The organism is Mesorhizobium sp. WSM4989 (assembly GCF_029625795.1).
Lineage (GTDB): Bacteria > Pseudomonadota > Alphaproteobacteria > Rhizobiales > Rhizobiaceae > Mesorhizobium.
This window is the reverse complement of sequence record NZ_JARTVN010000004.1, coordinates 177,258-190,585: the sequence shown is the minus strand read 5'-3', so window position 1 is coordinate 190,585 and position 13,328 is coordinate 177,258. Positions and strand designations below refer to the sequence as shown.

Sequence of the window (13,328 nt, the reverse complement as noted above, 5' to 3'; positions counted from 1 at the left end):
AACATTGCAGTTCAAGAATTCCAGAAATAGAACACGACAGGAACGAGGCCGCATGCCCTATTCAGGAATACAGCCGATTCCGTGATGGCATAGCTTGTGGGGGGTTAGGTGTTCGGGGGCGGGATCGCAGATAAATTTGGCAATGCCTACGAAGCGCGATGGGCTGTTCGTCAATTACTTGACGTTCTCAATGCCAAGGCGCGTTCCATCCGTCTCGAAGGCATCAGCGACGCATTCAAAGGCTTCGAGTTCGCCGTCGACTATGGGCCCCATATCGCCTGGCACCAGACCAAGATCAACGCCCCAGGTCAGAATTGGACCATCCGCGCGCTTGAGCGGGAGGGCGTGCTTTCTGCCTTTGCGGACAGGCTCGGAGCAAATGATCGTGACCGCTGCGTTTTCGTTTCGCAAAGCCCGCCAGCGGAGCTACTCGACCTTGCCAGCAAAGCCTCCTACGCCAGCGATTTCGTCGAGTTCGACGGCGCGTTGCCGAAAGGATCGCAAGACAATTTCAAGAGCTTTCACACGACTGTCGGGGTCACACCCGATGTGGCTTTCGGTTGGCTTCGCCGCTGTGATTTCCGGGTTGTGCCAGAGGCCGAGATTACCTCTTCCATCGAAACGTTCGGTGCCCTCTTGTTCGATTGCGCGCCGACAGAGGTGTATCCGGCTCTCAGAGGATACCTCGAAGCGAGGCTTAATAGAGTTCTGACGACGGAGACCATTCGCGCGGACATGGCCGCTGTCGCCAAGTTGCGGATCAAGGAATGGTCGCTCGATCCGACCTTGCGCCAAACGCTGGCTGACGAGACCAAGGCCTATTTGGACAGCTATGCGCCGTTTGGCGCGCACGGGCATGTCGTCGCCCGGACCTATGGAGACGAGGTCATGTCCCTGCTGGGTAGCCAGGCTGGCCCAAGTGTAATCTTGCTGAGCGGCGTCGCGGGATCCGGCAAATCCGGTGTTGCACGTGACATTCTCGAAAAGCTGACCGATGCCGGCATTCTTCATCTGGCCCTTCGCATCGATCAGAATCTCGACTGCCGATCACCGCGGGATTTCGGCCGCACACTTCTCGATCGTGAAGATAGTCCGGTTACGGTGCTAAAAGGTCTGTCTCCCGACGATCGGACGGTTCTGCTCATCGACCAGATCGACGCCGTCAGCGAGGTATCAGGTCGAAACGGCGCGGCAAAAAACGCCGTCTTGGGGATGGTCGAAGAGGCCCGGCGCTACGCGTCGGTGCGGATCGTCCTGGTGTGCCGCTCTTTCGACATTGAGAGCGACGAGCGGATCAAACAGCTAAAGCAGTCCAACGATGTGGCGCAGGTCGATGTACCGCTCCTCGACTGGAGCACTGACGTTGCGCCGGTGGTCGCCAGCCTTGGCGTAGGTCCGGATACCCTCGATGCCAGCCAGAAGGAGCTCTTGAGGCTTCCTCTTAACTTGGCGGTCTTCGCCGAAATAGCAATCGATGGCGATACCCAGTTCGGCAATCGCAACGACCTTTTCGCGAAACTCCTGCAGCGGAAGGAGCGATTGATCACTCAGAACCGCGATCAAGTCAGTTGGGCACTGATGGCCCCGCTCACGACACTCGCCGATTGGATGAGCGCACGGCAACGGTTAGATGCTCCTCACACCGTACTCGACGGATTCTCCCGAGCAGTCGAGATTCTGACGTCAGAACATCTCGTGATCCGCTCGCGCGGCACATTGAATTTTTTCCATGAAAGCTTCTTCGACTATGTCTTCGCGCGTGCATTTTCTGCGCGGCAGCAAAGCCTGCTGGATCTGCTGGCCTCGACCGAACAGCATTTGTTCCGGAGAACACAGGTGCGCCAGATTCTCGAACACATGCGCCAAAGCGATTATGTGCGCTACGTCCGCGAACTCGCTCAAGTCATTGCCTCGGGCGATGTGCGCTTCCATATCAAGATCGCCGTCGCCCAATGGCTGGCAGCTCTTGCTTCGCCCACCGAGCAGGAACGCGACCTCATACTTAAACTCGACGTATCATCCCAACCGATTCCTTTGCTGGTCCGCACCGCCATTCAGGGAACGGCAGGTTGGTTCGACGTGCTCAATCAAAATGGCTGGCTGGCTGCGCAGCTCAGCAGCACAGTTGAAACCCGCAAAAAGGCCATTCTCTGGTGGCTCTCAAATATAGCCGGTGCTCGGCCACAGCCTATCGCGCAGTTGCTGGACGCATGGTGGAACGGTGATCGAAACAAAGGTGCTCAACTTCTGGACTGGTTCGGCTATGTGCGCCGTCAGGGATCGGATCAGGCGCTGATCGATCTATGTACGCGCGTCGTTCATTCCCGTCCGCCCGGTTTGTTCGAGCGGAAGGGAAATTTTCGTCGCGAGCTTCTGATCGCCACGTGGACCGCCGGAAGAAGCAGCGACGGCGCAGCAGCGATACTAAAGGCCTACTTCGACGCATGGTTTGACGAACACCCAGATGGCGCACCGTTCGACCGGGACGAAATACAGGATATCGACCTGCACTCACTCGGCGAATTGGCAAAGAAGTCGCCTCTGGCGCTGCTCGATGGGTCGATAGACGCGCTAGCGAAAACATTTCAGCGGATTGCCCTAAAGGTGGGCGCGGGCGAATACGATTCCAGTTTTCGCCATCGCGCCTACTCCGGCCACAATTTCGGAAGCGACCAGTATTTGCAGTTGGTGCGTGCCGCCCTGCAAAAGGTGGCCGGTGACAATCCCGAGCAGGCCCGACTGATACTCCGCCGTATCGATCCGCAAAGCCACGAGGCTGCGGCCCATCTGTATCTTGAGACCATCGCCGCGAATCCGCGGGTCCTGGCGAACGAGCTGCTGCCTTTGCTCGCGTTTCCTATAGTTTTCGAGGCGGGATGGACGGGCGCGGATTGGCGCTCATTTGCCGACGCGGCGAAGGCGGCGCTTCCCTATTTAGCGGATCCGGAACGCACCGCAGTAGAACAGACGATCCTCGCATACCAGCCGGAGTTGGATTTCGCCGTCAAAGCCGCACAGGAGCACAAAGCCGGAGAGCGGGAGACGATATGGACACAGCCCAAGAATATCGTCGGTCAGTTGAGATGGTCAGGCTACAAGCAGTTCTGTATACTCGAAACCGTCGGGCGGGATTTGCTTAGCCCCATAGCGGCGGTTCGGTTGGATGAACTGCGGCGAAAATTCCGTGGCGAGAAGGTTGTAGAGCCTTCGCATGTCGAGGCCTACGCGATTGAGTCGCCGATTGCCAAAGACAATGCCGTCTATATGACCGATGAGCAATGGCTGTCGGCTATGCGTGGCCATCACAGTGACGAAGAGCGGCACTACGGAAACGGCTCGGCCACCGGCGGCGCGCGGCAGCTCGCATACGTGTTGCAGCAACTCGCGAAAGAAAACCCGGAACGATTCGCCCGCCTGCAACTGCGCATCCCCGCCGACGCGAATCCTGCTTATGTGCAACAGCTTCTTTGGGGACTAGCCGAAGCGGAATCCGTTGCATTGGAGCCGTTGCAAGCGGCGGTGCTCGATGCTCATGCTCGCGAAGGCAAGCCTTATGGTGACGGTATCGCCCGGCTGTTCGAGCGCCATCCCGAACTGGGCAGATCGCAATCATGCTGGGAAGTCTTGGTCTGGTACATCCTCCATGGGGAGGCCGCGGACAATGTCGATGTCGATACCAACCATGCCGACCGGGAAATGGTGTCGATCGAAGATCTTCTTAACCGAGGCGGCAAGTTGCATATGCGCGGCCTCAACGGGGCTCGCGGTTGGGCCTTGGAGGCGCTGTCAGCGGTTCTTTGGAATGTTCCGGAGCGGCGTCGGGATGCATGGTCGCTGCTTGAAGACCGCATTGCCAACGAAGCGCAGATCAGCGTGCGTTGTTGCATGCCGCGCCCGCTCACCCCGATGTTCAACGAGGATAAGAGCCGATGTGCGGCCCTTCTGGAAAAGCTGGTTACGCCTGATGCACAGCGGCCCAGCTTCGCCGCGAGCGCCATAGCGAAGCTGCAATTCCCGCCATCATGGTTGCCACCCGCTGCCGCTAGGATGCTTGCCGCCGCCACTCAGGTCGCAACCAACGCTGTTGCCAGACGCTCGTCGCCCGACCCCGTGTGGCTGTCTCCCTTGATGACGCACCCGGCAACCAATCTGCTACCTTACATCGTCCATCAAGTTCCCGCGATCGGCAGGCGGCTGCTTTCCACGTTGCTCACATTTGGAAATGCGGACATGCGGCTGGTTGCGACATGGCACATTGCACGCGCCAGCTACAATGATGCCAGCTACGTCGCTCTGGCGGATTCGCTCGAACAGTCATCGCTGGATGCGAGGCGGCTAGCGTCCGACATTGCCTCTCACTCTGTAGTGGAAGCCACCTATCGGGATCGGGCTGTCGGAAACCTTCTGCGCTACTTCGATGATGACGATCCGAAGGTGCGGAACGAGGCGTCCGAGGTGTTTCGCTCCATCCCTCCCGGGAGGTTCGCGACGTTTATGGGACTTGCTCAAGCATATGTAACGAGCAACGCATTCGAGAACGACTCATTTGCCTTCTTGCACGCGCTGGAAGATGCACAATGCAATGTCGCTGGCTTGGTAGTTGCCGCTGCGGAGAGAGTCATAGTCGACCTAAAGGCTGGCGGCGAAGAGGCGAAGCGAAGAGATATGGATATCCACCAGCTAAAAGACCTAATCAAAGCGGAATACGCAGCTTCGGAAAACGACCCTGCATTGCGCAGGCGTTTGCTCGACGTGATCGATCAGATGCTGATGCTTGAGCTACATGGCATGGATGAAATTACTAAGCCGCACGAACGGTAGGCGCGGGAAGTTCCGTTCGATCTTTAACGATGTTCGTTTACATGCATCGAGAGAGCGCGCCTCAACGCCCGACATGCGGCGCATTGCTGTCATTCCTGATCATTGTATGGCGAATGCGTCGCAGACCTACCTCCGCGGGAGGACGCTGGGTCGGCCCTTACTCAACGCTCGTAATCGTTATCATTCGAGCGCTGGGTCTTACGGTCCTGGTCTTCCGGCTGCCGCGCCTTCTGTTTGTTGGCGTCTTTTCGCTTGGCTCTCACCTTCTCCTGGTCGGTGCCTGTGCGCGGCTCCTCCGGCTCGCGGGGATCGGCCCGCGTTGGAAGGTCGCGCCCTCGCGCCTCACGCTCGGGGATCGGCTCGCCGGCACCACCACGACGCTGCTGCTGCCGCTCGAATTGCAGCCGCGCGAGACGGTCGTGCATCTTGTCGTTCACCTCTTCACGATACTGTTCGAACTGTTGCTGATGCGCCGGCGGCAGCGTCTGGCGCATGTTGTCCAGAGCCTGATTGACACGGGCCATCTGACGCCGCATTTCCAAGGGGGTTTGCGCCATGTTCAAATCTCCTATCAGTGCATTCAATTCTCTCATACCGGGATGGGACAGGAAAGACTTCTGCCCCGATTGATCAGCTCCGCGACCCATAGGACCTGTCTGCCCCTCCACTGTTCGATCGCGACGCAATCGCAGAAAACTGCTGCCGATCGACTCCGCTGCCATGAGAGCCTGACCGACTATCCCCGCGGTCCGCATCGTCGTCACAGTCTTTTGCCATGCGGCAACGATTGCATCGCCGTTTACGACAAGGGATTGCCCGTCCAAACGGCGTTGCCGCTTGGCCTCCACTCGCTCGATCGTCCTGGCGCTCACCTGGTAACGCGGATCGCTCTGTGCGCGGCTATAGGCTCCAGCATGCTCCTTCGTGAACGGCCGCGTCATCGCATGATCCATCCGCCGCGTCGCCACCATCGCAATGCCGTTCTCGCGCGCTTTTTCCGCAAAGGTCTCGCGCCAGGATGCGAGATCCGGCTTGTAGAATTTCAGGCGTTCGCCGTCGGCTGATCGTGCCTGCACCATCGCGTGGATATGGACGTGCTTGGTGTCCTTGTGATGCGCCAGGACGAACTTGTATCCTGGCGCGCGCTCCTCGAGTACGGCGCGCGCCGCGGCCATGACGGCGTTGGCATCGGTACCGGCTCTTGCCGAGAAAAGCAGGTGATAGGCATTGCGGCGCTCGCGCCCCGAAAACTGCGGGCGCCATTGTTCATAGACCGAAGCCGCCGCCGTCGTGGAATTCTTCACCCCAGGCACGGGTTCGCCATTTGCATAGCGGACATGGCTGTGGGTACGGATAAACTTCTGCAGGAAATATTTCGCCTTGGCTTCACGGCTGACCGCCGCCGTCACCGCTGCCTTGGCTGCCACCCCCGCCGCGCCCATGGCTTCAGACAAACGCGCCTCGATCTTGTCGAGGGCCTTGCTGCGCGAATTATCCCGACCACCGGCAAGCACCCTCGCAATAGGTCCTGCCCGCTCATCGGTGTGTGCATAAACCTGCACCGTCTGTCCATCATGCGCATAGATGAACGGTTTTGCACCGAAGGCCTTGTTCAGCGCCTCGCTCAGGGCGCCATCGGCAACCTCGCTGGCGAGCTCGAAACGAACCTCCAGAAAATTGGTATTTTCCAGCGGCGGTTCGAACGTCTCGCAAAACGTTTCCAGGAACGCCTTTCGTGCGGCACCTGTCGCGAGAACCTGCCCATCCTCATCGAAAATCTCAATGTCGTGTTTCTCGCCTTTTTCGTCCTCGCGCTTCCCGATGTAATTGAGCAGCCGCGCGGCGGCTTCCTTGGTAGACGGAGGATTGGGCATGACCTTAAACACAGCGGGCTGCGCGCCCGCCGCATAGCCTGCCCGTGCCGCCACGGCGAGCGCCTGATAGCCCGCCCGCGCCGCTCGTCCTGTACCGCCAGAGCGGCCAGCGCCACGGCCGCCGCCGCCGCCGCGCCGCTTCCAGTCTTCCTCCTCCTCTTCCGGCCGGAAACCGGCGAGCGTGGCGCCATAGATCATGATCGGCGCGCTAGCGGCCTTGGGCGAGCTCGCAGCAGCAGTGGACTTCGGTGCAGCGCTGGAGACGGAGCTCCCCGCCACTCCTGTTAATCCCGGCGAAGAACGAGGGGCGCTCCTGCGCCCACCTACCGTCGAGCCGGCTTGTCCTTGCCCGAGGCGGCCAGCGCCACCGGCCCGCTCACGACTCTTCATCGCCTGGAATTCACCAGCCTCGCGTCGGGCGCTCGTCCCGGGCTTGTCGTCGTCCAGGTCCTCGCGCTTCACGGCGGACTCGCCTAGAAGATAGCGTTCGATTTCGGCCGCGTAGCCAGCAAGACGACCGCTCATGGCCTGGCCTCCCTCGCCTTGCGAGACTCGACGGTCATCGTTTTCAGTTCCTCGCGAAACTGCCTCACGAGCTCGCCCACCGCGATCAGCGCCTGCTCAAGATCCTCATCATGGGCGACACGGCCGTCGTTCATGGCGCGCACGGCCTGATTGAAATTGAGGCCGACACGCCGCAGCTGATCGGTCATGTCCACGATCGCCGGCCGCAACGCCTCTGACGCGATAGGCAGATGCCCGACCTCTGCCCGCACCAGACGCCGGACGACCTCACTGACGGTGACGCCCTCCCGCCCCGCAATGGCTTTGAGGCGGGCCAGCTCGGCAGCCGAAAACCGGATGTGCGTCACCTCGCCGTAGCGTCGTGACGCGCTCTTGACCGCCGCTTTCTGGACGTCTGCATCCATCTCTCAAGCCCGCTTGCGGGCGCTAAGGTCCGCCAGGGCCGCGCCGCCTATTTTGTGTGTGTCACAAAATAGGCTATCCTGCCAAGAGAACGCAAGAGGCATGAAATTACGGGGCGCGTTTTCTCACCAGCGCAGTTGGTGAGAGGCGCGGGCGACGAAATGTTCCCATCGTGTATTGATGCGATGTGCCTATGATGCGTTGAAGACTTGTTTCCATGTTAACAAGGAAACAAGTGCCCTGATGCGCAGCCCGAAAGCGTAGTCGAAAATCCGCAGTCGGATTAGCCCGGCTGGACGCCTTCTTCGCTGAAAACAGCAGCTGCGCAGAAACTGCACCTTTAGGCGAGCCCTTATCGATGCGCGCGTGGGTTGCCAAACCAGTATTCCCCGTCGACAATGTCACCATGTTTCGACCGTGACATTGGTCCATATGTCCATGATGACTTGTTCCCATGTTAACATGGGAACAAGGAGACAACGCCGGAAGGAAGCCTCCTATGATCATCTCCGCTGCGATCCCAAAGGGCGGCACTGGCAAATCGACGATGCTGCGCACCCTTGCATCCGTCGCGCTGCATCGGGGGTATTCGGTCACTCTTATCGACGGCGACCGGCGGCAGAACATGAACCGCTGGTTCCAGATGCTGGGCGAAGCTGGCAATCGTCCTGACAAGCTGCAGATGGTGAGCGCGATGACGCCGCAGGAAATCCTCGACGCAGCAGCCATCCACAACGGGGAACGCTCTGTCGTCTTGATCGATACGGAAGGCACGACAAATGACAACCTCATGGCCGGGCTCTTCGCTGCCGACATTGTCGTCGTGCCGGTCTATTTTGCCCTCGACGATGTGACCGCCGCCATCCAGATCACCGACCACTACATCCCGCTGGCGGTCGAGAGCCGGGGTAGACCGCTGCCAGCGATATTCGTGCTGACGAAGCAGACAATCATCGATGGCAGGGCGCGAGCCCTGACCGAACTGCGCGCCATCATCCAGGCCAACGGCACGCCCATTGCAGAACACGTCCTGCACAATCGCGTTGCCTACCGCGACCTTCAGACCGGGCAGACCCTTTACAGCCCCGAGGTGCCTGACGCGAAGGCGATTGCCGAGAGCGAAGGGGTCTTCGACGACCTTCTGCAAACCTTCATCGAAGCCACAAGGAACGCGGCATGAGTGAAGAAACCACGCCGAAACCCGGTGACGACAAGAAAGCCCGTATGATGAAGGCGATCTCCACGCAACCGCCCGCGCTGCCGAGCATGTTCATCCCGCCGAAGGCCGAGACATCAGGGACCAGGGAGCAGGCTGCGCCACAGATCCAGAAAACGACAAAGCCGTCCCCGGCAGTCGGGCCCGATTTCCGCAAGCTGCTGCGGCAGGGCCAGAAAAAGGATCCCATCGCCGGAAAGAAGATTCGCGAGGAGGAGATGATCCGCTGCGGCTACTATTTGACGGCCGTGGAGCAGCGGCAGTTCAAGCTGCTGGCGATCAGCAATGGGCACAGCATGACCGAACTGCTGCGCAAGGCCGTGCAGGACTATATCCGCATTCATAAGCACAAACTGCCGAAGGAATAATCGGCGGTTTGGAGTCGCTGTCTCTTGCTGTAGCCGGTGATGTTCGTGGCTCTTTTGCGACCCACAAAAAAAGGGCCCGCGACGGAACACTCCGTCGCGGGCTCTGAGACGTTTTGCCTACTTGGGTTGATTGAGGTGTTTCAGCACCTGGCCGAGAATTGTGTCCCGCGCCGGACGCCGGCTGGCTACCGCTTTGTCGTCGACCAGCTTTGCGGCCAGTTTGGGCGACGGCGTGAAGTCGTAGCCGTGTGAGATGGCTGCGCGGCGAAGATCCTCAAGCGTATCGAAGGCGCGATCGTGGGTGCCGAACCAAAGACCGGGCTCGTCGGTTTCTTCGTGCAGGAATGCTTGCAGGAAGTAGGTCCGAAGCGGTGGATCGTAGCCGATGACAGCGTCTGGATCCGAGCGGCTCTGTCCGGTGACGGTGCCAGTGACAGTGATGGTGTAGCGGCTCATTGCAACCTCCTTTTGCCGGTGGGGAGCCGGCCCCTTGCGAGGCCGGCCACCGATGCTCACTGGGGGTTGTTCCAGAGGATGACCTTCTTGTTTTCCTCGCCACCCGGGGCGGGAGCGAGATTGCCGAAGATGACGCCGATCTCGGGGGCTTCCAGCTTGACCGAGAGGTATTCCTCGCCCGAACGCTGGGAGATGCGGTGCCAGCCGGCTCCGATCTCGAAGCCCGTGCGCTTGTTGACGATCCGGTAGTCGGGCGCGTCCTCGCGCGACTTGTTGGTGTTCGGGATCAGGGTGATCGGGGCGTTGACCCGGAGCGTGGCGAAGACGCCTTCCATCGAGCCGTCGGCCTTGGTGGTGAGGTTTGCGATCGTGGTGGCCATGGTAGTTCTCCTTCGGTTGCATCGGGACCATTCCCGATGGCGCCAAAGGAGAGGGCCGTCCTGCTGCGGTCATCTCGGCGAAAATTCTGGAAAATTCTATTTGCCGAAAAATAGCGAGCAGGCCCTTCGCCTGCCCGCGGTTAAAAACAGAAATCGAATTTTCCTGAATATTCGCCGAGTGTACCCCCAACGGGGGTTGACCGCACAAAGCAGGCGGTCGTCTACAAAGGCGACATGAAACGGGAATGGCCCCGGATGCGACCGAAGGAAAAGAACTCAGGCCGCCATTGCTAGACCGCCGACGCAATGCTGCCGGATCGCAGGAACATGCTGCAGCCTCTCGGGTCATATCGTCGGCATTGCCAACACATCGAACAGTTAGCCCAGCGCGTGACCGCCTTGCGTGTTCGGTATGGCGGCATAGCGGTTTCGAGATCGGGGCCGGCTGGCAGCGGCCTTTACGCCCCTCGGGGGACGATACCGCGCAGTCAGGTTGGATGACCCGGCAAGCCAGGATGTTGTTCGGCACGCTTGCACCCGCTTCAGAGGCGAGACGGATCAAGATGATCATCCGCGCAACGCCCCGCGGCTCTGCGCGTGGACCGGTTTCGAAAGGGGCCGGCTCCGGCCGTTCATAAAGTGGAGTGGGCCGCGCGGGGCCGGATCAACGTATCGGATTGAACCCGCCAGGCTGTCGGCAGGAACCGCATCCATCATCCTGGCAACGCTAGACGCTCCTCCGGCGTCATGCGGGCTTCGGCTTGGCGGCGAATATCCGGACCAGCATGGCGGAGCATCGCGCACCAGTCTTCCACATTGTACGTGATCGCCATGCTCCCTCTGGCCAGATCGTAAATGACGCACGGCTTGTTCGCGATGGCGAGCCGAAGCATGTTGACGGCCGTGCCGGGTGATGCGCCGTCCCAGACCATCATGCCAAAGTCGGCGCGCCGCGCCATCTCCCGGTCCTTGGCGGCGTGGAACAAGTGCTCGTGAACTCCTTCAGGAGAAGGAACATGGTAGGCGGACCAGTCGCCCAGATTGTTGCGGGGTTCCTTGCCGGCATGGAAGACCCCGACATGCTCGTACTTGTAGCCCGCAAGCAGGCCCTGCGCCTCGGCATCGGCTCCCGACGCGTCGCCAACCAGCACGCCGTGTTCGGCAGCAACGATTGCGCCGATGCGAGCGATGGCAGGTTCCGGCAGCTCGAATATCTCGCGTGATCCACCTATGAATATCATCGACATCGTGACTTTCCCTTCTCTCCCGCGGCCCCCGCTCCGCGCCGGCCGCCCTCTCCCCCTGGCCTTGCGCGAGGGATCGTCACCGAAGGCCGAGACGGCAAAGCCGGCTCGGGAAGCGGCGGGACGCCGCGACGAGAGCCCGGCCGGCCGCAGGCCGGCGCGCCCGGACGCTGCAGCTGCCAGAGGCGCTACGCGCCTGGAGCGAGTGCTAGTGGCCTTTGTCGGCCAGCCAGAGCTCACGTCCTAGATCGGGCACATGGCCGCGAAAAGAGAACGTTAGTCCAGACGGCTGACGCGGCGCCCCTCGCTGCGCGCTTCAATGAAGGCGGCCGCGATCTTCATCATGAATGCCTTGCTGAACCGACCGAGCGTATTCCCGTCGGGTCCGATGTACCAGGAGCGTTCGGCAATATCGTAGTTATATTCGTCAACCACGATCCAGCAGCGTTTGAGATCGGTCAAACCGGCGCGGCGACATTCGATGGCGGAGACCTCCAATGCGACCCGATCGGCGGGCGGTGGTTGGGTGGTTATCGCCAGGAGCGCCAGATGGGTCAGACCGTCGCTAGCGCCGCGGACAGCGATGACCACGCAGGTCGGCCGGCTCTTGCGGCCTTCCGTTTCGCCGCGCTCTTGTTGCCATGCCCAAAGATACGGGTAGGAGATTACTTGACCGGGCAGGAATCTACCGCTCGTCATCGTATCCCTCCCCGCGCGCCAGTCGGTCGATCTCGGCGGCGAAGAGTCCCGCGTGTTCATCCGGCATCTCGGAGACGCGGTATGCGCGGCGGGGGTCGGCGCCGGCACGCATCCGTTCGTAGTGCTCGTAACTCATCAAAACGAACCGGGGCTTTCGGTGCTTGGTGAGAATAACCGGTTCGCGGCTGGCAACGTCGGTGACGTCGCCAACCTGCTTGTTGAGATCCCCCGTCGTGAACTGACGCATGGCTGGACTCCTTGATCGGTCTCCATAATATCCAGATTTTCTGGATTTGCAAGAAAACGGCGCTCACGCGCCGCCCTCCGCGAACCGCCAGACCGGGATGCCGAGCCGACGCGCCTTGTCTGCAAGGTTCTCGGTGATGCCGGAGCCGGGAAAAACGATCAGGCCGTAGGGCACCACCGACAGCAGCAGATCGTTGCGGCGGAACGGGGCCGCCTTGGCGTGTCGGTTCCAGTCCGGTTTGAAGGCGATCTGCGTGACCTTGCGGTTCTCGGCCCAGCAGGCGGCGATGCGCTCGGCGCCGCGCGGGCTGCCGCCATGGAGCAGCACCATGTCGGGATGCTTCTCACGGGCCTTGTCGAGCGCGTCCCAGATCCGGTCCTGTTCGTTGCAGTCGAGGCCGCCGGCGAAGGCGATCTTGGTGCCGGCAGGGACCAGTACCTCGGTTTCGGCGTGGCGCCGCGCGGCGAGGAAGTCTCTAGAGTCGATCACCGCCGCCGTCATCGCCTGGTGGGATACCTTGGAACCCGTGCGCGGCCGCCATGCCGATCCGGTTTGCGCCTCGTAAAGGTCGGCTGCCTCGTCGCGCATGATTTCGAGCACGTTGCGGCGCTCGATGTAGGTGATGCCCTCGGCGGTGAGCCGTTCGAGTTCGACGGACTTCACTTCCGAGCCGTCCTGCTCCTGCTGGCTGGTGCGCTGCGCCTCCTCGTTGCGGTCGAGGCTGCGGGCGACGCGCTCAGCCGCGCGGTGGAAGACATTTGCGAAGGACCAGAGCAGATCGTCGAGGTCGGGTTCGAGCCTGGTGTCGCCGAGCATGCCGGCGAAGATCTCGACGATCCCGGCGAGGCCACCCCGGATCACCTCGCCGTCCGGCAGCGGGCGAGGATCGGGCTCGTCCTGATGCGGACGGTGGCCGTACATCTGCAGTTCGAGGATGACGCGGTCGGTCGGCGAGGAGGCGTGGTAGGGCTCGTAGGCGGCGTCGAAAGGAAGTTCGTAGGTCATGGCGTGTCTCCGTCGGCTGTGGCCGCGCCCATCGCGGCCTGACAGCGCATCCCGGCCGCGCCCCGGGCGCGGCCGCCCCCCAGGCCGCAGC

At 61.1% G+C, this 13,328-nt stretch carries 11 protein-coding genes; 3 read left to right on the top strand and 8 right to left on the bottom strand.

Translation table 11 applies throughout. From position 1 onward, the window contains the following. Window positions 1–108 precede the first annotated feature (108 nt). Entirely contained in the window at window positions 109–4,821 is a 4,713-nt protein-coding gene (locus P9217_RS27985) for a hypothetical protein (RefSeq protein ID WP_278055716.1), read from the top strand. Window positions 4,822–4,982: 161 nt separating this feature from the next. Here P9217_RS27985 and P9217_RS27980 read toward each other — a convergent pair whose 3' ends face one another. After that, entirely contained in the window at window positions 4,983–7,220 is a 2,238-nt protein-coding gene (locus P9217_RS27980) for a relaxase/mobilization nuclease domain-containing protein (protein WP_278055715.1), read from the bottom strand. Continuing rightward, on the bottom strand, window positions 7,217–7,624 hold the full coding sequence (locus tag P9217_RS27975) for a hypothetical protein (protein ID WP_278055714.1): 408 nt from the start codon (window positions 7,622–7,624) through the stop codon (window positions 7,217–7,219). Before P9217_RS27975 ends, P9217_RS27980 begins: the two co-directional genes overlap by 4 nt. A 497-nt stretch (window positions 7,625–8,121) precedes the next feature. On the opposite strand from P9217_RS27975, the gene P9217_RS27970 reads away from it, so the two are divergent. Then, entirely contained in the window at window positions 8,122–8,802 is a 681-nt protein-coding gene (locus P9217_RS27970; RefSeq protein ID WP_278055713.1) for a ParA family protein, read from the top strand. After that, complete coding sequence (locus P9217_RS27965) at window positions 8,799–9,206, top strand: hypothetical protein (RefSeq protein ID WP_278055712.1); 408 nt, start codon at window positions 8,799–8,801, stop codon at window positions 9,204–9,206. The genes P9217_RS27970 and P9217_RS27965 overlap by 4 nt, the downstream gene beginning before the upstream one ends. Before the next feature lie 117 nt (window positions 9,207–9,323). Here the strand turns inward: P9217_RS27965 and P9217_RS27960 are convergent, their stop codons facing one another. The 6 genes from P9217_RS27960 to P9217_RS27935 all read right to left on the bottom strand — a co-directional run bounded on the left by P9217_RS27960 (window position 9,324) and on the right by P9217_RS27935 (window position 13,237). After that, the gene (locus tag P9217_RS27960; RefSeq protein ID WP_278055711.1) at window positions 9,324–9,662 is read right to left on the bottom strand and encodes a hypothetical protein; all 339 of its coding nucleotides are present in this window, start codon (window positions 9,660–9,662) and stop codon (window positions 9,324–9,326) included. Between the two features lie 56 nt (window positions 9,663–9,718). Continuing rightward, window positions 9,719–10,042, bottom strand: coding sequence for a DUF736 family protein (locus P9217_RS27955; protein WP_006205585.1), 324 nt, complete (start codon window positions 10,040–10,042; stop codon window positions 9,719–9,721). A gap of 713 nt (window positions 10,043–10,755) precedes the next feature. Further along, window positions 10,756–11,289 (bottom strand): hypothetical protein, encoded by a 534-nt coding sequence (locus tag P9217_RS27950; RefSeq protein ID WP_278055710.1) that lies wholly within the window; start codon window positions 11,287–11,289, stop codon window positions 10,756–10,758. 273 nt (window positions 11,290–11,562) lie between these two features. Further along, the gene (locus P9217_RS27945; RefSeq protein WP_278055855.1) at window positions 11,563–11,985 is read right to left on the bottom strand and encodes a hypothetical protein; all 423 of its coding nucleotides are present in this window, start codon (window positions 11,983–11,985) and stop codon (window positions 11,563–11,565) included. Next, window positions 11,972–12,232, bottom strand: a complete 261-nt coding sequence (locus P9217_RS27940) for a type II toxin-antitoxin system prevent-host-death family antitoxin (protein ID WP_278055708.1) — start codon at window positions 12,230–12,232, stop codon at window positions 11,972–11,974. The genes P9217_RS27945 and P9217_RS27940 overlap by 14 nt, the downstream gene beginning before the upstream one ends. 63 nt (window positions 12,233–12,295) lie before the next feature. Further along, window positions 12,296–13,237 carry a DUF2493 domain-containing protein gene (locus P9217_RS27935; RefSeq protein ID WP_278055706.1) on the bottom strand — a complete coding sequence of 314 codons (942 nt, stop codon included), beginning with the start codon at window positions 13,235–13,237 and terminating at the stop codon, window positions 12,296–12,298. Window positions 13,238–13,328: the final 91 nt, after the last annotated feature.